Origin of the sequence: Salinactinospora qingdaonensis (assembly GCF_039539445.1) — a bacterium.
In the GTDB taxonomy this organism is placed as follows: Bacteria; Actinomycetota; Actinomycetes; order Streptosporangiales; family Streptosporangiaceae; genus Salinactinospora; species Salinactinospora qingdaonensis.
Genome location: NZ_BAABDD010000019.1, coordinates 1 through 18,221 on the forward strand (window position 1 = coordinate 1; position 18,221 = coordinate 18,221).

Here is an 18,221-nt window from a genome sequence, read left to right on the forward strand (position 1 = left end):
GGGGGGGGGGGGGGGGGGGGGGGGGGGGGGGGGGGGGGGGGGGGGGGGGGGGGGGGGGGGGTTGGGGTGGGGTATGGAATTGGTTGGCATTGCTGAGGTGTGGGCTGCGGTGGAGCGGGTGCGGGGGTGGGCGGTGCGGACGCCGTTGGTGCCGTGTCCGTGGGCGCGGGGGCGGTTGTGGGTGAAGCCGGAGGGGTTGCAGCCGGTGGGGGCGTTTAAGGTGCGGGGGGTGGCGAATGCGTTGGCGTGTCGTGAGGTGGCGCGCCGTGGGGTGGGGGTGGTGACGCATTCGTCGGGTAATCATGGGCGGGCGTTGGCGTATGTGGCGCGGGGGCTTGGGGTGGAGTGTGTGGTGGTGGTGCCGCGGGGGGCGCCTGAGGTGAAGGTGGCTGCGGTGCGGGGGTTGGGTGCGCGGGTGGTTGTGGTGGATGCGGGGCGTCGGGAGGAGGTGGCGTGGGAGGTGGCGGCTGCGGAGGGGAAGGTGTTGGTGCCTCCGTTTGATGATCGGGATGTGATTGCTGGTCAGGGGACGGTTGGGGTGGAGGTTGTGGCGGATTTGGCGGAGGTGGAGACGGTGTTGGTGCCGGTGGGTGGTGGGGGGTTGGCTTCGGGGGTGGCGACGGCGGTGAAGGCGTTGCGGCCGGGGGTGCGTGTGGTGGGGGTGGAGCCGGAGTTGGCGGGGGATGCGGCGGAGAGTGTGCGGGAGGGGCGGTTGGTGGTGTGGCCGGTGGAGGAGCGGTCGCGCACGGTTGCTGATGGGGTGCGGGTGGGGTTGTCGGAGTTGACGTTTGCGCATGTGTGGGAGCGGTTGGATGGTGTGGTGACGGTGAGTGAGGAGGAGATTTTGGCGGCGATGGGGGCGTTGGTGTGTGAGGGGCGGATGGTGGCGGAGCCGAGTGGGGCGGTTGCGGTGGCGGCGCAGTTGGCGGGCAAGGCGCCGGGGGGTTCGACGGTGGCGGTGGTGTCGGGGGGTAATGCGGATCGGGGGGTGTTGGCGCGGGTGGTGGGGGAGTATGGGCGGGGGTGAGGGCGCGGGTTAGGCTGAGTGGGCGGGGGTTTGTTGTTGTGTGGGGTTGTGTGAGGGGTGTGGTGAAGAGGTATGGCTCCTACGGTTGTTTCGCCGGAGAGTGTGACGTGGCGGGTGCAGTTGGATCGTGCTATGTGGGTGGCTGGGGTGCGGTCGTTGATGTTGCAGGCGTTGCATCCGGTGGCGATGCAGGGGGTGTGGCAGCGCTCGGATTTCATGTCTGATCCGGTTGGGCGGTTGTTGCGTACGGCTGATTTTGTGGCGACGACGACGTATGGCAGTCCGGGGGAGGCTGCGGAGTTGGGGCGGCGGGTGCGGGCGGTGCATCGGCGGTTGGGGTTTGTTGATCCGGCGACGGGGCGGTGGCATCGGGTGGATGAGCCGGAGTTGTTGGTGTGGGTGCACTGTGCGGAGGTGGTGTCGTATTTGGATGTGGTCAGGCGGGCTGGGGTGGGGTTGAGCGCGGATGAGGCGGATCGGTATGTGGCTGAGCAGCGGCATACGGCGACGTATGTGGGGTTGGCGCGTGAGGATGTGCCGGGTTCGGTGGGGGAGTTGCGGGAGTATTTCGCTGGGATGCGGCCTCGGTTGCGGGCTGGTGTGGAGGCGCGGGCGGCGGTGCGGTTTTTGTTGTGGCCGAAGATGCCGCGGCGGTTGCGGGGGTTGGCGGTGTTTAAGCCGGTGTGGGCGCCGGTGGGGGCGTTGGCCTATTACAGCTTGCCGGGGTGGGCGCGGCGGGAGTATGGGGTGTTGCCGGAGGTGCCGGGTGGGCAGGCGGTGGTGACGGTGGCGTTGCGGGGTGTGCGGGCGGGGTTGGCGGCGATGCCGGCGGTGGTGTATGACCGGCTTTTTGATCCGGCGACGGTGCGGCGGGCGCGTCGTGCGCAGGAGCGGTTGCGGGCGGCGGGGTATGTGTTGGATCGGCGGGGGTGGCCGCGTGGTGGTTGGGGGTGAGTGAGGGGTGGGGTGCCCCACTCTGGCCACCCCGCTAGCCGGGAGTGGCGGTGGATGCCTCGGTGCTGTTCGTTGACAACGGCACGGTGTTGACCTCGGCGGGGGTGGCGGCGGGGCTGGATGTGTGTCTGCACTTGGTGCGGCGGGAGTTGGTGGCGGCTGTGGCGCGGCGGTTGGTGATGGCTCCCCAGCGTGCTGGGGGCAGGCTCAGTTCATTGCCCAGGCTCAGCCGGTGGGGCGGGCGGCGGGGTTGCAGGCGACGCTGGAGTGGATGCAGGCCTGGTTGCATCGGCCGTTGACGTTGGCTGAGATCGCTGCGCATGCCGGTTGTAGTGTGCGTAGCCTCAATCGGCGGTTTCGTTTTGAGGTGGCGACGACGCCGTTGCGGTGGTTGGTGGGGGCGCGGGAGCTGTTGGAGAGCACGGATTGGACGGTGGAGCGGGTGGCGGTGGCGGCGGGTTTTGCTACGGCGGCGACGTTGCGTCACCATTTCACGCGGGTGGTGGGGACTTCGCCGCGGGCCTATCGGGAGATGTTTGGTGGCCGTGGGGGAGTGGGTGGGGGGAAATAGTGGCGTAGGTGTTGGCTGCGAGCGCGAGAGGGTGGATATGGGTTCGGTGTCGCAGGTGCGGGTGCGGCGGGTGGGGTTGGCAGATGCGGTGGTGCGGCCGATGGTGGAGGAGTTGTTGGCGGAGTACACGCGGCGGTATGGGGCTGCGGCGGCGTGGCGGGAGATGGCCGGTGGTGAGGCGGGGGAGTTCGCTGCTCCTGGTGGGGCGGTGTTGGTGGTTGAGGTGGCGGGGGCGGTGGTGGCGGGTGGGGCGTTTCGGCGGGTGGATGGGGTGACGTGTGAGTTCAAGCGGATTTGGACGGCGGCGGGGCAGCGGCGTCGGGGGTGGGGGCGGCGGTTGATGGCGGAGTTGGAGGCGCAGGCGGGGGCGTATGGCTACCGGCGGGTGGTGTTGACGACGGGGCCGAGTCAGCCGGAGGCGGTGGCGATGTATGAGGCGTTGGGCTATGAGTTGGAGGCGGGGGTGGGGGTGGATGCGTCGGGGGTGCGGCGTTATTACCGTTTTGTGAAGTCGTTGCCGGGGGTGGGGTCGTTGGGGTCGTAGGGCAGGGGGTGGCCCCAGTGGCCGTAGTGGATGATTTCGTCGCGGGGGCGGCGGCGGGTGGTGAGGTCGCGGGGGTGGGGTTGAGCGCTGTAGCCGATGGCGATGGCGCCGATGGGGTCGTGGTCGTGGGGGATGTCGAAGGTGGTGTGCAGGAGGGGGCGGTGGTGGGGGGTGAGGGCGAAGAACCAGGCGCCGAGGCCTTCGTCGACGGCGGTTTGCAGGATGAGGAGGGCGGCCATGGCGGTGTCGAGGAGCCAGTAGGGCATGGTCCAGGTGGTTTCGTCGCGGTCGGGGTAGCCCTTGTCGGGGTGGGCGTAGCGGTCGAGGTAGGCGGTTTTGTTGGCGATGGGCACGATGATGAGGGGGGCGTTGCCGGCGGTTTTGCCGGCTTGGTTGAGGAAGCGGCGCAGGTGGGGGCCTTCGAGGACGAGGAAGGCTTGGCCTTGGGAGAAGCCGGCTGAGGGGCCGCGGCGGGCGTGGTCGAGGATGCGGTGGAGGCTGGCGCGCGGGACGGGGCGGTGGGGGTCGAAGCGGCGCACCATGTGGCGGGCGGCGACGAGCTGGCGAAACTCCATTGGGGCATGGTAGCGGGGCTGGTGGGGGGTGGGTGGTGGCCTGTCGTGGGTGGGGTGGGCTCCTACCATGGGTGAGGGAAGGGGCTGGCGGTGCCTGGTGGGGCCGGCCCACGGGGTAGGTCAGGATGGAGCGTTGAGTCGTGAGTGAGCAGCAGCGTCACAGTGAGTCCGGCGACGAGGGTGCGGGGGCGGCTCCGGTGTTCACGCCGCGTAAGAATGGGTTTTATCAGAGTGTTTCTGAGGAGTTGGCGGCGTGGATGCGCACGGGGTGGGCCGATACGGAGCGTCGCGATGTGGAGTTGGTGGAGCAGGCGCCGTATGCGGCTAAGCGGCGGGCGGCGTTGAGTGCGCGGTTTCCCGGTGAGCGGCTGGTGGTGCCGGCGGGGACGTTGAAGACGCGCTCCAACGACACGGAGTATCCGTTTCGGGCTTCGTGTGACTATGCCTATCTCACGGGGGATCAGTCTGAGCAGGGGTGTTTGGTGCTGGAGCCGCGTGCGGGGGGCGGCCATGAGGTGACGGTGTATGTGCGGCCCCGGTCTAACCGGGACAATGGTGAGTTTTGGCTCGATGGTCATGGTGAGTTGTGGGCGGGGCGTCGGGCGAGTCTTGCGGAGGCGTCACGGATGTTGGGGGTGGCCACGCGGGACGTGCGGGAGTTGCCGCAGGTGTTGCGGGAGGCGCCGGCGGTGCCCACGCGGGTGGTGCGGGGCCATGATGCGCAGGTGGAGCAGGTGTTGGCGCAGGTGCGTGGTGGTGAGGAGGGGAGTGGGCAGGAGCGCGGTGAGACGGAGCGGGTGGCTGCCGAGCGTGACGCGCAGTTGGGGATTGCGTTGCATGAGGCGCGGCTGGTCAAGGATGACTGGGAGATCGGGCAGTTGCAGCGCGCGGTTGATGCGACGGTGCGTGGGTTTGTCGATGTGGTGCGGGAGTTGCCGCAGGCGCAGGCCACCTCGGAGCGGTATGTGGAGGGGACGTTCTTTCGGCGGGCGCGGGTCGAGGGCAATGATGTGGGCTATGGCACGATCGCTGCGTGCGGGGCGCATGCGGCCACGTTGCATTGGATGCGCAATGACGGGCCGGTGCGTGCCGGGGATCTGTTGCTGTTGGATGCCGGGGTGGAGATGGACACGCTCTACACCGCTGATGTGACGCGCACGCTGCCGGTGTCGGGGGAGTTCACGCCGGTGCAGCGGCAGGTGTATGAGTTGGTGTATGCCGCGCAGGAGGCGGGGATTGCCGCGGTGGCGCCGGGGCGGGCGTTTCGGGCGTTCCATGAGGCGGCGCAGCGGGTGTTGGCTGAGGGGTTGATCGCGTGGGGGCTGTTGGAGGGTCCGGTGGAGCGGGTGCTGGAGTTGGGGTTGCAGCGCCGGTACACGTTGCATGGCACGGGGCACATGTTGGGGTTGGATGTGCATGACTGTGCCAGTGCGCGTACCGAGTGCCATTTGGAGGCGGATTTGCAGCCGGGCATGGTGTTGACGGTGGAGCCGGGCGTGTATTTTCAGCCTGATGATGTGACGGTGCCGCAGGAGCTGCGGGGTATCGGGGTGCGTATCGAAGACGACGTGGTGGTGACGTCGTCGGGTCGTCGGGTGTTGTCGGCGGCGTTGCCGCGGGAGGCCGATGCGGTGCAGGCGTGGATGGCTGAGGTGATGGCGTCGTAGCGGCGAGGACTGGGGGTTAGGTGGGGTCGTCGGTGGGAGGGTAGGTGTTATAGGCCTCGACTTGTTCTTGGCCGGATAGGGCGGCGATGGCGTCCATGATGTCGTCGGTGACGACGCGGCGGGCTTTGCTGGGTTTGATGTGGTCGTAGCCGGTGGAGAAGTCCATGGCGGGGCCGAAGCGCACCGTGATGGGGCGGATGCGGGGGATGCGGGTGCCGATGGGTTGGAGGTCTTGGGTGCCCAGGAGGGCGACGGGGACGACGGGGGCACCTGAGGTGAGTGCGAGATAGGCCACTCCGGTGCGGCCTCGGTAGAGGCGTCCGTCGCGGGAGCGGGTGCCTTCGGGGTAGACGGCGAAGGCTTCGCCGTGGGCGAGCAGGTCGAGGCCGGTGTGCAGGGAGGTCATGGCGTCGCGGTTGGTGCCGCGTTTGACGGGCACGGCGCCGAGGGCTTCGAAGGTGGCTTTGGAGAGGCGTCCTTTGAGGCCGGGACCGGTGAAGTATTCCGATTTGGCGAGGAAGCGCACGCGGCGTGATACGGCCAGGGGGATCACGATGTGGTCGGAAAACGACAGGTGGTTGCTGGCCAAGATGACGGGTCCGGTGCTGGGGACGTGGTCGCGTCCTTCGATGGTGGGGCGGTAGAGCACTGTTGCAATGACCCCGGCCAGTCGCCGAACCGTGTCGTAGAGCACCCATCCTCCTTGGCTGTCGGGGGCCACCTGCTGTGGCCATGCGCACAAACCGAACATACCGGTCTGAGGTGGGGTTGGTGTTGGGGGCGGTTGCCCCCGACGATGGTGGTCATGATCAACGAGTCAGCTTTGGAGTCGTGGCGTCGCCGGACTGAGTTTCCCCTTGCGGCGGCGGCGCTGATCTTCTTGGGGGCCTGGGCGTGGCCCATCATTGACCCGCACAGTGCCCAGCCGTGGCGGGAGGCGTGTCGGTTTACGACGTGGCTGGTGTGGGCGCTGTTCGCGGTGGACTACACGGTGAGTTTGGTGTTGGCCCAGCAGCGGTGGCGGTTTGTCAAGCAGTACTGGTTCGATCTGCTGATCATCGCGTTGCCGTTGTTGCGGCCGTTGCGGGCGTTGCGGCTGATTCACGTGGTGCAGTTGCTGAACCGGCGGTTCTCGGTGAGCTTGCGTGGCAACGTCAGCATGTATGTGTCGGTGGTGACGGCACTGGTGGTGTTTTGCGCGGCGGTGGCGGTGTTGGACGCTGAGCGGGGCGCGCCGGGGGCCAATATCGACAGTTTGGGGGATGCGTTGTGGTGGGCGGCCACGACGGTGACCACGGTGGGCTATGGCGACTACTATCCGGTGACCGTCTCGGGGCGGCTGGTGGCGATGACGTTGTTCTTGGCCGGGATCGCGCTGTTGGGTGTGGTGACGGGGACGTTGGCCTCGTGGTTCACCGAGCGGGTGCGAGAAACCGAGGAGACGGCCACCGCGACCCAGGACCAGGTGGCCGCGTTGACGGCTGAGGTGCGGGCGCTGCGGCAGCGGCTGGAGGGTGAGCAGCACCGCCGTGATGAGGGGGTGTAGGCCCGCCGGCGGTAGGGTAGCGGGATCGTCTTGTCGTGGATGTGCGTGGTCACAGTGGTACGGCCAGGAGGCGATCATGCGTCGGTTGAGCGACAACGAGATCTCGGTGGCTCTGGCGAGTTTGGTGCATTGGGAGTACGACCACGGGGGACTGGCGCGGGCGGCCCCGCGCGAGTACGGCGATGTGGAGGCCACGGCGGCGCGGGTGGCCGGCGCCGACCGTGACCACGTGTCGACGTCGACCACGTCGGCGGGGCGGGTGCTGCGGGTGGCCTCGCCTCGGGAAGGTGGGGTGACGGTGGTGGATGTGGATTTGGCGGTGCGCATCGAGCAGGAGCTCACCGGTGGGCCGGCGTTAGCGAGATAGCCGGTCGCCAGTCCTTCGTGGACCGCCGGGCAGCCCAGGCGGCACGCCAGTGTCTGGGCGAACAGGTCACGATCGCCACCCCCTCGATGGGGCGGCTTCCATTTCCCGATCGCAGCTTCGACGTGAGCTGGGCCGAGGCGTCGATATACTCGGTTGGCTTCGACACCGTCCAGCGAGCCTGGCGCCGCTTGCTCGCCCCGGCGGTGTCCTTGCCCTCGAGACTGAGATGACCTCCGTCGCCCCCCGTGTCGCGAACGCCATCGTCTCCAGTGGAAACGGGACTACCACGATGACATGGATCACCCGCCCCGAGACCGCCGCTGACATCCCCGCCATCCGCGCCATCCTCCTGGCCGCCTTCCCTACCGCTGAGGAAGCCGACCTCGTCGACGCCCTGCGCGCCGACCCCACGGCGTGGATCGAGGGCCTGTCGATGATCGCCACCACCGGTGACGGTAGTCCGGTCGGGTATGCTCTGCTCACGCGATGCCGGGTCGACGGCGCCCCCGCCCTCGCTCTAGCGCCGTGCGCGGTGCTGCCCTCGCTCCAGCGCACCGGCGCCGGCTCCGCCGCCATCCGCGCCGCCTTGGACGCCGCCCAGGCGAGGGGGGAGAACCTCGTTGTTGTCCTGGGCCATGCTGACTACTATCCGCGGTTTGGCTTCACTGTGGCCTCTCGGTTGGGTATCCACGTTCCCTTCGAGGTGCCCGACGAGGCCATGATGGCCATGGCGCTCGACGACACCCGCCCCATCCCCACCGGCACCATTCGGTATCCTGCCGCGTTCGGCCTGTGACTGCGCCTGTGGCGGCCCGGGGGACAGCCTGGGGAACCGCGGCCCCGTCCTGGCCCTACGGTCGTGGGGTGATATCGGGGGCGGTACTGGCGGGAGGGTGTTGCTTGAGTGATCTGTGTTCTCCGTGGCTTCCGCCGCCAGGAACGCCTCATGGGGCCCGGGCAGCGCCCTGGTGGTCGATTCCCGCGCCAGTAACGAGGCCTTACCCCTCGTGTGGGGTCCAGTCGGCGTTGGCGCCGCAGATCACTAGGCACGGCAGGGCGCCGGGCACGGCGCCGGCGAGCCAGGCCGCCAGCGGTACGGCGGCGGCTGGTTCGACGGCGAGGCGGAACTCCTCCCACAAACGCTGGCGGGCGGCCACGATCTGGTCGTCGTCAACGAGGGTGGGGTGGATGGGGTGGTGGCTGATGACCGTATAAGGCAGGGTTCCCAGGCGGGAGGCGCCCAGCGCCGAAGAGGCCACCGAGTCCACGCTGGTCTCCACGGGAGCGCCGGCGGCCAGGGCGGCGTGCAGGGTGGGGCAGCCGCGGGGTTCGGCGGCGACCACGGTGGTGGCGGGATCTGCCCCCAGCCGCACCCCGGCGGCCAGCCCGCCGCCTCCCACGGCGACGACGATGCTGTCGCAGTCGGGGGCTTGGGCGGCGATCTCGCGGCCGAGGGTGCCTTGGCCGGCGATGACCTGGGCGTCGTCGTAGGCGTGCAGGTAGTGCAGGCCGTCGGTGCGGGCGCGCTGCTGGGCGGTGTCGGCGGCGTGGGCGTAGTGCTGGCCCACGCTGATGAGTTCGGCGCCGGTGCGGGCCAGGCGGCGCGTTTTGGCCTCGGGGGTGGTTTCGGGCAGGTAGACGGTGGCCTGGCGGCCCAACAGGCGGGCGGCGGTGGCCACGCCCAGCCCGTGGTTGCCGCCGGAGGCGGTGATGATGTGGTCGGTGGGTGGGCCGGCCATGAGGGCGTTGAGGGCGCCGCGGAGTTTGAATGCGCCGGTGAGTTGTAGGTGTTCCAGCTTCAGCAGCAGCGGGCGGCCGTTGAGGTGGGCACGCAGGATGGGGGTGTGGCGCGCGTAGCCGGCGATGCGGTCGGCGGCTGCGGCCACGTCGGCGCTGGTGGGGGCGTGGCTGGCGGGTGCTGCTGGGGTGCTGGGTGTCATATTTCCACTGTGCCCACCACAGTCCTTAAGTTAAAGTTGTGGTTGCTTAACGAGGTTAAGCATAGCTTTAGGGGGTGGCGGGTGGGGGTGGATGCTCAGCGGCTGCGGGTGCTGGTTGAGGTTGCCCATGCCGGTTCGCTCACGGCTGCCGCGCAACGCTTGGCGTTTACCGTGCCGGCGGTGTCGCAGCAGTTGAGCAAGCTGGAGCGGGAGGTGGGGTGCGCGCTGGTGGAGCGCGGCCGTGCCGGGGTGACGTTGACGGATACGGGGCAGGTGCTGCTGGCCCACGGCGAGCGGGTGTTGGGGGAGTTGCGCGATGCCGAGGCGGCGGTGCGGGCCCGAGTGGGGGCCCAGCCGCCGTTGGTGCGGCTGGGCGCGTTCCCCAGTGCGGGCAAGATTTTGGTGCCGGCGGCGTTGGCGGCTTTTGGCCAGGCCCATCCGCATGTGCGGTTGGCGTTGTCGGATGTGGAGCCGCCGGGGGGCTATGCCTATGTCACCTCCGGCGATATCGACTTGCTCATTACGCACCGCTATCCCGGGGTGGCGCTACCGGGGCTACAGCGCTCGCGGCTGCGGCGGGAGAAGCTGTTGGTTGATCCGTTGCTGCTGGTGGTGCCGGCCGATCACCCGGCTGCCGCCGGGCCTGAGGTGGGGCTGGCTGAGCTGGCCGACCAGGAGTGGATCTGTGGTGCGCCGGGGGTGCCCAATCGGGTGGCGCTCGACAGTAGCGCCGGCGCTTTGGGGGTCGAGCTCAAGGTGGCCTACGAGACCCGTGACTATGAGGTGGCGCTGGCGTTGATCGGGGCGGGGATCGGTATCGGGCTCATCCCGCGCACCATCGTGGGGGCGGCCCCGGCCGGTGGCTGGGTGGCGCGGTCCTTGGCCGATGTGGCCTTGGCGCGCGATATTTACCTGGTGCACCGGGCGCGGGCTCAGGAGCCGGTGCCGGCGCTGGTGGCGATGCTGCGTCGGTGCGCTCAGCAGGCGCTGGCCGCAGTGCTGTGACGCGGCACGACAGGGGCTCCACTGGTGGTGCTGGGGCCGGCCACCGGATCGCCGGCCTTGCCTGCCCAGAGGCGAGCGCGCTACAGCCGAGGGGCGACAGTGCCGGGCGGCGCCTCCGTCTGCGGCGGCGCCTCACCCGAGGGGGCCGGCGCGGGGCCAGGTGAGGCGCCAACGGAAAGCGGGCACGGATCAGTCGGGCTGGGCGGGGTCGGTCGCTTCGCGGGTGGCGGGGGGTGCGCCGGTGGCGTGGACCTGATCCAGTTGGTGGCGCAGGTGGGCCACCTCCTCGCGGAGGTCGGTGACGAGGCGGTGCAGCGCTTGGACCGCGACCATGACGACGCCGTTGGCGTCCACCATTGGGATCGTCGTGGTGGTCTCGCCCAGTCCGAAGGTGGCGTGGAAGTCCTGGGCCATGGGCCCGAGGTGGCGCACGTGCTCGGGTTCCCAGTCGTAGCGCCATGTGCTCACCGGCAGCGCCGCGAGCTTGGTGAGGACCTCGAAGCCGTTGACCGGGGCGGGGGGTTGGGGGCGGGCCGCCCCGGTGTCGGGGCGGCCCTGGTCGTTGCGACCCACCGCTAGCGGCTCCAGTCGACACCGGTGACGTCGGTTTTGACCCGGCGGTCGCTGAGGATGCCGCTCAGCGGGCCCAGAAGCCCGCCGCTGGCGTGGGCTGAGCTGGCCAGGAAGGCGGCGCCGGCCAGGCTGGCCGAGGTCGTAGCGACGACAGCGGCGATCCGACGGAGGGTAGGCATAACGCTCCTTGTGACGTTGGTTTCATACCAGCGTCGACGACTATACGTGATCACGTGTTTGCTGGCAGCGATATTGCCTAATCAGTGGCCGTAGGGGCGGTGCCGCGTCTGGGAGTCGCCGCCGGCGGGTCCGCCGCAGCCGGCCGCGGGTTCCCGTGGGGCCTGCTCTGGTGGGGGCAGCTCGGGGGAGGTGCTGGAGGTGGGGGCGGCGCCGCTGGGCGAGCATCGGGGAGTCCGTGCTCTTTTCGGTAAAGAGCGGGCGGGAATGGGTCGGGGTGCAGATAGGCGCTGCTTGCCGAAATGGGCGCAGGGCAGCAGGCGCGCCTTGCACCCCAAAACCTTATTCGTGAACCAAAAGAATGGATTTTCACATCACCATCGAATTGGACAAAAAGTGCTTTTGGTGTGGTAGGGGGCGGTGCCTGGAGGTGGCTGTAGGCTTTATGGAAGGATCGCCCCATGAAGAGCATCCCGAGAACATCCGGATCTACGGCGACCTCTCCCCCCGACATCGACATGACCCGCCCTTCGGTCGCACGGTCCTACGACGCCATGATGGGCGGGAAAGACAATTTCCAGGTCGACCGCGACCTGGCCGAACAAGTCCGTGATCTCGTTCCCGAGATGCCGCTGGTGTGCAAAGACAACCGGGAATTCCTGATCCGCGTCACCCGCTATTTCTGCCGGCTGGGAATCGAACAGTTCCTCGACCTGGGCGCGGGCCTTCCCACGATGGAAAACACCCACCAGGCCGCCCAGCGCGTCACCCCCAACGCCCGCGTCGTCTACGTCGACAACGACCCGATCGTGCTGGCCCACGGCCGCGCCATGCTGGAAGAAAACGCCCAGACCGGGGTGGTCGTGGCCGACATCCGCGCCCCCGAGACGGTCTTCGCCGCCGAGCCCACCCAACGCCTGCTGCGCCTAGACGAGCCGGTGGGCCTACTGCTCATCAGCATCATCCACCACCTCGACGACACCGACGAGCCCCACCGGCTGGTCCGCTCCTACCTGGACCGGCTGCCCTCGGGATCGATGATGGCCATCTCCCACTTCTTCAACCCCGGCGGCGCCTTCGCCGAACAGGCCCGCCGTACCGAGCAGGTGTGCCTGCGAGGGCTGGGCAGTGGCCGGTTCCGCAGCCGCGAGGAGATCACCGCCCTGTTCGAGGGCACCGACCTCGTCGAACCCGGCGTGGGGTTCCTGCCGCACTGGTGGCCCGACGGCCCCCCGCCCGAACACCTCCGCAACGACCAACACCTGCTGTTGTGCGGGGTGGCGCGCAAGCCCTAACCCCCGCCGCATCGCCGCAGCTCACGCCTGCGTAACGCACATCACCGCCGGTGGCGGGCATGGTCGACGTCTCAGCGCCGTTGCAGCCACATGGCGCCAATGCGCCGCAGTGACCTCCCCACCTTTTCTTCGCGAGGAGACCTCTGTGAGCACGCAGACCGATGTAGCCGCCCCCACCGCCGCGGACTTACCCCGCACCGGCCGCTCCACGGCGCTGCTGGTGGTGATCCTGGGCATGCTCACCGCGACCGGGCCCCTGGCCACCGACCTCTACCTGCCCGCCCTGCCCCAAATCGCCGCCGACCTCAGCGCCCCCGAATCCCAGATCCAGCTCACCTTGACCGCGATCATGGTCGGCATGGCGCTCGGACAGCTCGTGATCGGCCCTATGAGCGATGCCTGGGGGCGGCGCGTGCCGTTGATCGTCGGGGGGATCGTCTTCACCCTCACCGCCCTGGGCTGCATGTTCGTGCCCTCAGCCGGGGCGTTCGTGGTGCTGCGTTTCATCCAAGGCATCGCCGGCGCCGCCGGAGCGGTCGTCTCGCGCGCCGTCGTGCGCGACCTCTTCGACGGTGACGCCGCCGCCCGCTTCTTCTCCCGGCTCATGCTGGTCATCGGCGTGGCCCCCATGCTGGGGCCCGTGCTGGGCGGCCAACTCCTGCTCGTGGGCCCCTGGCAAGTGTCGTTCGCCGTCATTGGCGCGGTCAGTGCGCTGAGCGTGACGCTGGTGTGGCTGCGCCTGCCCGAGAGCCTGCCGCGGCACCAACGCCGCCCGGTCAGCGCCGCCAGCCTGCTGCGCACGGTGGCAACCCTGCTGAGCCAGGCGCGCTTCATGGGGCCGGCCCTGACCCTGGCGCTGGGCTTTGCCGCCATGTTCACCTACGTCTCGGCGTTTTCCTTCGTCGCCCAAAACGAATTCGGCGCCACCGCCCAACAGTTCAGCCTGATCTTCGCCCTGACCGCGATCGCGCTCGTGGGCAGCACCCAACTCAACGCGGCGTTGATCGGCCGCGTGAGCATCAGAGGGCGCCTGGGCGCGGCGCTGGCCACCCTCCTGGCGGCCATCGCCGCACTGGCCGTGCTCGACCTCACCGGCACCGCCACCCTAGTCACCGTGACGGTGGCGTTCATGGTGATGATGCTGGGGGCCGGCGGCATCATGCCCAACGCCACCTCAGCGGCCATCTCCAGCCAAGAGCCCGCTGTGGCCGGCACCGCCTCAGCACTGGTGGGCACGTTGCAGTTCGCCCTGGGGGGCGGGCTGGCCGCGCTCGCCGGGTTCACCCCCAGCGGCGAGGCGAGCCTGACCAGCATGACCGTGGTGATGGCCGCCACCGCGATCGCCGCCACCGTCGCCTTTTGCACCCTCGGGCGGCGCCCCGCCGGCGTCCCTGCCTAGCGTCACACCGCCGACGCGGCCGGTGAAGCGACGAAACCGCTGCCTACGCTGGGAACCCTGGGCTGACGTGGTACGTCTGTGCATGCATGGGCGGACACGAACAACACCGTAGTCGTGGAACACGACGGCCCGGCTCCTTTTTCCGCCCAGGCGGGGCCGGGCGGAAAAAGGAGCGAGGCTATGGCTTTCAAACGCCTGTTGGCCGGACTGGGATTTGGCGGCGCCTCGGTAGAGACGGTGCTTCGCGACGCCAACGTCGTGCCCGGTTCGGTCGTGGCCGGTGAGGTCCACATCGAAGGCGGCGACGTCGACCAGCAGGTCGACGCGCTCACCGTGGGGCTACAGGCCAAGGTCGAGGTGGAGTCCGGCGACCAGGAGTACCAGCAAGACATCGAATTCCACCGCCAACAGATCGGCGGGGAACTCGACCTGCGTGCCGGTGCGCGCTACACCGTGCCCTTCGAGTTGGGGGTGCCCTGGGAAACACCGGTGACCACCCATCAGGGGGTGCACCTGCACAAGATGAACCTCGGTGTCAACACCCAACTGCGGATAGCCAAGGCGATCGACCCCGGCGACCTGGACCCCGTCGCGGTCCACCCCCTGCCCGCCCAACAGGCGATCCTGGACGCGCTGGGCCGCATCGGATTCCGCTTCAAAAACGCCGACATGGAACGCGGTCACGTACGCGGCACCCGCCAGCGGCTGCCCTTCTACCAAGAAATCGAGTTCTACGCCCCGCCGCACTACCAAGGACTCAACGAGCTGGAGTTGACCTTCATCAGCGACGAGCGCGCCGTCGACGTCGTGTTGGAAATGGACAAAAAGCCCGGCCTGTTGTTCTCCGAGGGCCGCGACACCTTCCACTCCTTCACCGTCGACCACCAGGCGTTCTCCCACACCGACTGGGCCGACTACCTACACCAGTGGATCAGTAGCATCGCCGGGCGCCGTGGCTGGCTCTAAGCCCCGCCCCCTCGGCGCGGCGTGTGCCCCCACTCCCGCCAACGCCTGCGGCCCGGTCCCAGCCAGGACCGGGCCGTGGTCAACCTCGACGCCGGCCCCTCACCGACGGTGTCGAGGCGTCCCCGTATTGCCCTAAGGTGACACACGTGTGCCCTACAGGGGGCACCCTGCTGGCGGAGCAGTGAATGCGCCAGCCTGCATCGTCGCGACGCGGCCATGAAGACACAAGGAGTAACCACGCCATGGGCCAGTCTCGGGCGGAACCGGCGCTGCCGACACCGCGGTTGGAGTCGCTGGGGGAGGTGGCCTACCACAACGCCCAGCACGCCCCCCAAGCTCCACTGCTGCTGCGTCCCACCTCCCAAAGCTGGCAGCCCGTCGAGGCCGCCGCGTTTCAGCGCGAGGTCAGCGCAGTCGCCAAAGGGCTCATCGCCGCCGGGGTCGGCGCCGGCGACCGGGTAGCGCTCGTGTGCGGCCCGCGCTATGAGTGGACGGTGCTCGCCTGCGCCGCCTGGGCCGTGCGCGCGATCGTCGTGCCGCTACACCCGGGCTGGTCGCGGGCGCGCGTATCGAGGTTGCTGCGGCATAGTCGGCCCGCGGCGGTCGTGCTGGAGCCAGGGCGCCACGCCGAGACCGTGGCCGCGCTCCAGCGGGAACTACTCGACCTCGCGCGCGTGTGGCGCCTCGACGACGACCACGGCACCGAACCCATCGCGCGGCTGGGCGCCTACATGGACGCCTCGGCCGTGCGGTTTCGCCGCGAGGAAACCACGCGCGCCGACCCCGCCGCCATCGTCTACCCGATGGGTCATACGCGCCAGGGCGCCGGCGTCGTCCTCAGCCACGCCAACCTGCTCACCAGCGCCCAGCGCAGCATCGGCGTGCTCGCCTCGGGGGGAGCGGGCACGCCGGCCTCTCCCCGCGTGCTGATGCACCTGCCGCCGGCCGACGTGTTCGGACTCACCGCCGTGGTGGCCTGCCTCATGGCGCAGGTCCCAGTGGGGTTTCCCGCCCCTCATGTCCCCCTCGACAGCCAGGCGCGGCTGTTTCGTCCCACGGTGCTGCTGGCCACCCCTGCGCTGCTGGAACGGATCTATGCCGCCCAGCGCTACCAGTCCGGTGGCCGCGACAGCGCCTCGGCCTTTGCCACCGGAGTGGAACTGGCCATCGAAGCCAGTCAACAGCGGCGTTTCGGGCCGTGGCGGCGTGTGACGCGAGCGATGTCGGAATGGCTCTATGCCCGCTTCCGCGACGCCGTGGGTGGCCGGGTCGGCCTCATCGTCTGCGGCGGGGGTGTGGTGCCGCCGTGGCTGGCCCACTTCTACTGCGGCGCGGGCCTGCCCGTGGTGGCCGGTTTCGGGGTGGCCGAGACCGGCGGGGCGTGCACGTTGAGCGACCCCAGCGCCAACCGGGTGGGAACCGTCGGGCGGCCGTTGCCCGGCATGGAGGTGCGCATCGGCCCGCACCGTGAGGTGCTGGTGCGCGGCGAGCCGTCGTTTGTGGGCTACTACCACGGCGGCGGGGACCTCACGGCGCTCACCCCACCGCCGGAATGGGTGGCCACCGGCGCTGTGGGCTCCCTCGACGAGGAGGGACACCTGGTGCTGCACCAGCGTCAGGTGGCGCGCTCTGCTGGGGCGCCGGCGGCCCAGGACACGGGCGGGGGCGAGGCCACTCCGGGGGCGGTCACTGCGGCTGAGGTGGCCCAGTTGGAGCGGGTGCTGGCCGAGCACCCGCTGGTCAGCCAGGTGGTGATCATCAGCGATGGGCGGCCCTGCGTGGGAGCGCTCATCACCGTCTCCCCCGACCAATTGGACTACTGGCGGCTGGTCAACGGGGTGCCGTTGTCGACACCGCCCCAGGAGGTGGCTGGCGACCAGCGGCTGGTGGCCGAAGTCGAGCAGGCGGTGGAGCGGGCCAACGCCGCCGTGGGGCCGGCAGCGGCCATCCAGGTGTTCCAGGTGTTGGGCGAGGAGTTCAGTGTCGCCAACGGGCTGGTGCGGCCCGATGGGCGGTTGCGCCGCGACACGATCCTGCGGGCCTTCGCCGAGGAAATCGACGGGATGTACAACGTGCGCCGCTAACTCCCGCCGGGCGGTGGCCGCCCGGGGTCTTCACCGTCGCCCCTAGGGCGTGCCTGGAGTGGAGGGCTGATAGGAGTGTTCTTCGAGCGCGGGAAAGCCCCCATACTGTCGGTGCTGTCGGCCGAGGGCTGGGCCGGGGCGTATGCGCTTCCGTAGGGGCGGCTGCGCCAGGCCAGGTGATCGGGAAATCCAGGGGGGCGGTGGGTGCGTCAAGCCCACGCATTCGGTCCCCAACGGTGACCGGCCCGCCACCTGCGGGTGGCGGGCCGGTGCGGGTCAAGGGCGGACGGTACGGCGGTCGCCTCACGGCGCGTGGCGCAACGCGGCTCCGAAGGCCGCCCGTGGCCCCACCTCCACGGTGGGGCGGCGGGCGCGGTATTCCGCGAAGGCAGTGGTTGGAGCCCGGGGGACACTTGCTACCGCACCGTCCGCACCCTCCACAACACCACACGGAGGCGGTGAAATTCCAGCCCCACCCCTCCTGTGTCGTGACGTGAGTCACCTCACGAGTCAGAGGTGTATGCGCGGCAGGCGCGAGGCGCGCTCCATCGAGGGGGGAGCGGCTGGGGCGAAGCTGAAGCGGGGGGCGTCGGGGGTGGGCAGCATCCCTCTCCACTCGATCATGCTCCGCAGCGGCTGCGTTGCCACCCCCTGACCGGCGCCATGTGTCGTCTCGACATCGGCCAGGTGGGCCAGGGTCCGCGATCTATCGCCGACAGCGCGTGCAAGGCCCACCATCGCTGCTGTGGCGCTCGTAGGCGCCCTGGGGTGTCCGGGGGTGCCTGGGCGTGGTCGTGGTTCCAGTAGCGCCGGTGGACAACATGCTCCTAGAGCCAGTCACGGTCGAGACGGTCGTCGCATGCGACATCTGTGGGGGTGAGGTCTTTGCCCGGAGGCGGTGGGGCAGCGGCGTAGCTACAGGGGCAGCAGGGTGGCGGCCACGGCGCGGGCTTGCTGGGCGGCGTGGGGGTTGAGGCCGGTGGCTGCCGAGACGATCGCGCCGTCGATGAGCAGCAGGAGGTGGGAGGCGGCGTTGGCCGCGGTGATGCCGTCTTCGCGCAGCCACGTGTCGACTTGGGCGTGCAGGCGCTGTTTGTGGTCGCGGGCGGCGAGGCGCACCTCCTCGGAGGTGCCGCCGAGCTCGCCCAAGGCGTTGATGAAGGCGCAGCCGCGAAAGTCGGGGGAGGCGAACCAGCGGTCGAGGAAGTCGAACACCGCTAAGACACGCGGGGCCGGCGTGGGGTGGGCGGCGACGAAGTCGCTGAGGTCACGGCGCCATCGGGCGTCGCGGCGGTGGAGATAGGCGGCGACGAGCGTGTTTTTGGCGGGGAAACATTGGTAGAGCCGTTTGAGGGAGACCCCTGACTCGGCGCGGATGGCGTCCATGCCTACGGTTTGGATGCCATGGCTGTAGAACAGGGTTTCCGCGGCTTCGAGCACCCGCTCGTGGGCCGTGTCTACGTCCATGACATCCCTACCTTGCATTGAAGAACGATCGTTCTCTACGATAACGCACAACCCGAGAGAACGT

Annotated in this window: 21 protein-coding genes; 14 read left to right on the forward strand and 7 right to left on the reverse strand. The window is 69.4% G+C overall.

What is annotated here, in order from left to right; genetic code table 11:
- Window positions 1-73: 73 nt before the first annotated feature.
- Together ABD848_RS17615 and ABD848_RS17620 are read left to right on the forward strand one after the other, a co-directional pair.
- Complete coding sequence (locus ABD848_RS17615) at window positions 74-1,027, forward strand: threonine ammonia-lyase (RefSeq protein ID WP_344973364.1); 954 nt, start codon at window positions 74-76, stop codon at window positions 1,025-1,027.
- 72 nt (window positions 1,028-1,099) lie between these two features.
- Entirely contained in the window at window positions 1,100-1,981 is an 882-nt protein-coding gene (locus ABD848_RS17620; protein ID WP_344973367.1) for an oxygenase MpaB family protein, read from the forward strand.
- A 34-nt stretch (window positions 1,982-2,015) separates the two neighbouring features.
- On the opposite strand, the gene ABD848_RS17625 is transcribed toward ABD848_RS17620, so the two are convergent.
- The gene (locus ABD848_RS17625) at window positions 2,016-2,303 is read right to left on the reverse strand and encodes a hypothetical protein (protein ID WP_344973370.1); all 288 of its coding nucleotides are present in this window, start codon (window positions 2,301-2,303) and stop codon (window positions 2,016-2,018) included.
- On the opposite strand from ABD848_RS17625, the gene ABD848_RS25060 reads away from it, so the two are divergent.
- Both ABD848_RS25060 and ABD848_RS17630 read left to right on the forward strand, forming a co-directional pair.
- Window positions 2,253-2,552, forward strand: a complete 300-nt coding sequence (locus tag ABD848_RS25060; RefSeq protein ID WP_425567593.1) for a helix-turn-helix domain-containing protein — start codon at window positions 2,253-2,255, stop codon at window positions 2,550-2,552. The genes ABD848_RS17625 and ABD848_RS25060 overlap by 51 nt on opposite strands.
- 37 nt (window positions 2,553-2,589) lie before the next feature.
- The gene (locus ABD848_RS17630) at window positions 2,590-3,096 is read left to right on the forward strand and encodes a GNAT family N-acetyltransferase (RefSeq protein ID WP_344973373.1); all 507 of its coding nucleotides are present in this window, start codon (window positions 2,590-2,592) and stop codon (window positions 3,094-3,096) included.
- Here the strand turns inward: ABD848_RS17630 and ABD848_RS17635 are convergent.
- A complete protein-coding gene (locus tag ABD848_RS17635) occupies window positions 3,048-3,671 on the reverse strand; it encodes a nitroreductase family protein (RefSeq protein ID WP_344973376.1) in 624 nt (207 codons plus the stop codon). The two genes, ABD848_RS17630 and ABD848_RS17635, sit on opposite strands and share 49 nt — an antisense overlap.
- Window positions 3,672-3,811: 140 nt before the next feature.
- On the opposite strand from ABD848_RS17635, the gene ABD848_RS17640 reads away from it, so the two are divergent.
- Entirely contained in the window at window positions 3,812-5,338 is a 1,527-nt protein-coding gene (locus tag ABD848_RS17640; protein WP_344973379.1) for an aminopeptidase P family protein, read from the forward strand.
- 16 nt (window positions 5,339-5,354) lie between these two features.
- Here the strand turns inward: ABD848_RS17640 and ABD848_RS17645 are convergent, their stop codons facing one another.
- A complete protein-coding gene (locus ABD848_RS17645; RefSeq protein ID WP_344973382.1) occupies window positions 5,355-6,032 on the reverse strand; it encodes a lysophospholipid acyltransferase family protein in 678 nt (225 codons plus the stop codon).
- Window positions 6,033-6,143: 111 nt separating this feature from the next.
- Here ABD848_RS17645 and ABD848_RS17650 point away from each other — a divergent pair, with 111 nt between their 5' ends.
- From ABD848_RS17650 to ABD848_RS17660, 4 genes are all read left to right on the forward strand, one after another.
- Window positions 6,144-6,884 (forward strand): potassium channel family protein, encoded by a 741-nt coding sequence (locus tag ABD848_RS17650; RefSeq protein WP_344973385.1) that lies wholly within the window; start codon window positions 6,144-6,146, stop codon window positions 6,882-6,884.
- Window positions 6,885-6,960: 76 nt separating this feature from the next.
- A complete protein-coding gene (locus ABD848_RS17655; protein ID WP_344973387.1) occupies window positions 6,961-7,251 on the forward strand; it encodes a hypothetical protein in 291 nt (96 codons plus the stop codon).
- Window positions 7,248-7,481 carry a methyltransferase domain-containing protein gene (locus ABD848_RS25065; protein WP_425567599.1) on the forward strand — a complete coding sequence of 78 codons (234 nt, stop codon included), beginning with the start codon at window positions 7,248-7,250 and terminating at the stop codon, window positions 7,479-7,481. The genes ABD848_RS17655 and ABD848_RS25065 overlap by 4 nt, the downstream gene beginning before the upstream one ends.
- A 59-nt stretch (window positions 7,482-7,540) precedes the next feature.
- On the forward strand, window positions 7,541-8,047 hold the full coding sequence (locus ABD848_RS17660; protein ID WP_344973392.1) for a GNAT family N-acetyltransferase: 507 nt from the start codon (window positions 7,541-7,543) through the stop codon (window positions 8,045-8,047).
- A gap of 202 nt (window positions 8,048-8,249) precedes the next feature.
- Here ABD848_RS17660 and ABD848_RS17665 read toward each other — a convergent pair whose 3' ends face one another.
- A complete protein-coding gene (locus tag ABD848_RS17665) occupies window positions 8,250-9,191 on the reverse strand; it encodes a serine/threonine dehydratase (RefSeq protein WP_344973395.1) in 942 nt (313 codons plus the stop codon).
- A gap of 81 nt (window positions 9,192-9,272) precedes the next feature.
- On the opposite strand from ABD848_RS17665, the gene ABD848_RS17670 reads away from it, so the two are divergent.
- On the forward strand, window positions 9,273-10,196 hold the full coding sequence (locus ABD848_RS17670; protein ID WP_344973400.1) for a LysR family transcriptional regulator: 924 nt from the start codon (window positions 9,273-9,275) through the stop codon (window positions 10,194-10,196).
- A 189-nt stretch (window positions 10,197-10,385) separates the two neighbouring features.
- On the opposite strand, the gene ABD848_RS17675 is transcribed toward ABD848_RS17670, so the two are convergent.
- Window positions 10,386-10,769, reverse strand: coding sequence for a tail fiber domain-containing protein (locus ABD848_RS17675; protein WP_344973402.1), 384 nt, complete (start codon window positions 10,767-10,769; stop codon window positions 10,386-10,388).
- Window positions 10,770-10,771: 2 nt separating this feature from the next.
- Window positions 10,772-10,948 carry a hypothetical protein gene (locus tag ABD848_RS17680; protein WP_344973405.1) on the reverse strand — a complete coding sequence of 59 codons (177 nt, stop codon included), beginning with the start codon at window positions 10,946-10,948 and terminating at the stop codon, window positions 10,772-10,774.
- 459 nt (window positions 10,949-11,407) lie between these two features.
- Here ABD848_RS17680 and ABD848_RS17685 point away from each other — a divergent pair, with 459 nt between their 5' ends.
- The 4 genes from ABD848_RS17685 (at window position 11,408) to ABD848_RS17700 (ending at window position 16,690) form a co-directional block, all read left to right on the forward strand.
- Window positions 11,408-12,241, forward strand: coding sequence for an SAM-dependent methyltransferase (locus ABD848_RS17685; RefSeq protein WP_344973408.1), 834 nt, complete (start codon window positions 11,408-11,410; stop codon window positions 12,239-12,241).
- 145 nt (window positions 12,242-12,386) lie between these two features.
- A complete protein-coding gene (locus ABD848_RS17690; protein ID WP_344973410.1) occupies window positions 12,387-13,640 on the forward strand; it encodes a multidrug effflux MFS transporter in 1,254 nt (417 codons plus the stop codon).
- A gap of 180 nt (window positions 13,641-13,820) precedes the next feature.
- Window positions 13,821-14,606, forward strand: coding sequence for a sporulation protein (locus ABD848_RS17695; RefSeq protein ID WP_344973413.1), 786 nt, complete (start codon window positions 13,821-13,823; stop codon window positions 14,604-14,606).
- A 242-nt stretch (window positions 14,607-14,848) separates the two neighbouring features.
- The gene (locus ABD848_RS17700; protein ID WP_344973416.1) at window positions 14,849-16,690 is read left to right on the forward strand and encodes an AMP-dependent synthetase/ligase; all 1,842 of its coding nucleotides are present in this window, start codon (window positions 14,849-14,851) and stop codon (window positions 16,688-16,690) included.
- A 915-nt stretch (window positions 16,691-17,605) separates the two neighbouring features.
- Here ABD848_RS17700 and ABD848_RS17705 read toward each other — a convergent pair.
- A complete protein-coding gene (locus ABD848_RS17705) occupies window positions 17,606-18,157 on the reverse strand; it encodes a TetR/AcrR family transcriptional regulator (RefSeq protein ID WP_344973419.1) in 552 nt (183 codons plus the stop codon).
- Window positions 18,158-18,221: the final 64 nt, after the last annotated feature.

Coding starts and splice junctions, on each gene's coding strand:
- ABD848_RS25060 (WP_425567593.1), top strand. CDS start 2,253: ATGCAGGCCTGGTTGCATCGGCCGTTGACGTTGGCTGAGATCGCTGCG.
- ABD848_RS17630 (WP_344973373.1), top strand. CDS start 2,590: ATGGGTTCGGTGTCGCAGGTGCGGGTGCGGCGGGTGGGGTTGGCAGAT.
- ABD848_RS17700 (WP_344973416.1), top strand. CDS start 14,849: ATGGGCCAGTCTCGGGCGGAACCGGCGCTGCCGACACCGCGGTTGGAG.
- ABD848_RS17705 (WP_344973419.1), bottom strand. CDS start 18,157: ATGGACGTAGACACGGCCCACGAGCGGGTGCTCGAAGCCGCGGAAACC.
- ABD848_RS17625 (WP_344973370.1), bottom strand. CDS start 2,303: ATGCGCAGCGATCTCAGCCAACGTCAACGGCCGATGCAACCAGGCCTG.
- ABD848_RS17680 (WP_344973405.1), bottom strand. CDS start 10,948: ATGCCTACCCTCCGTCGGATCGCCGCTGTCGTCGCTACGACCTCGGCC.
- ABD848_RS17660 (WP_344973392.1), top strand. CDS start 7,541: ATGACATGGATCACCCGCCCCGAGACCGCCGCTGACATCCCCGCCATC.
- ABD848_RS17620 (WP_344973367.1), top strand. CDS start 1,100: ATGGCTCCTACGGTTGTTTCGCCGGAGAGTGTGACGTGGCGGGTGCAG.
- ABD848_RS17685 (WP_344973408.1), top strand. CDS start 11,408: ATGAAGAGCATCCCGAGAACATCCGGATCTACGGCGACCTCTCCCCCC.
- ABD848_RS17615 (WP_344973364.1), top strand. CDS start 74: ATGGAATTGGTTGGCATTGCTGAGGTGTGGGCTGCGGTGGAGCGGGTG.
- ABD848_RS17650 (WP_344973385.1), top strand. CDS start 6,144: ATGATCAACGAGTCAGCTTTGGAGTCGTGGCGTCGCCGGACTGAGTTT.
- ABD848_RS17655 (WP_344973387.1), top strand. CDS start 6,961: ATGCGTCGGTTGAGCGACAACGAGATCTCGGTGGCTCTGGCGAGTTTG.
- ABD848_RS17665 (WP_344973395.1), bottom strand. CDS start 9,191: ATGACACCCAGCACCCCAGCAGCACCCGCCAGCCACGCCCCCACCAGC.
- ABD848_RS17695 (WP_344973413.1), top strand. CDS start 13,821: ATGGCTTTCAAACGCCTGTTGGCCGGACTGGGATTTGGCGGCGCCTCG.
- ABD848_RS17635 (WP_344973376.1), bottom strand. CDS start 3,671: ATGGAGTTTCGCCAGCTCGTCGCCGCCCGCCACATGGTGCGCCGCTTC.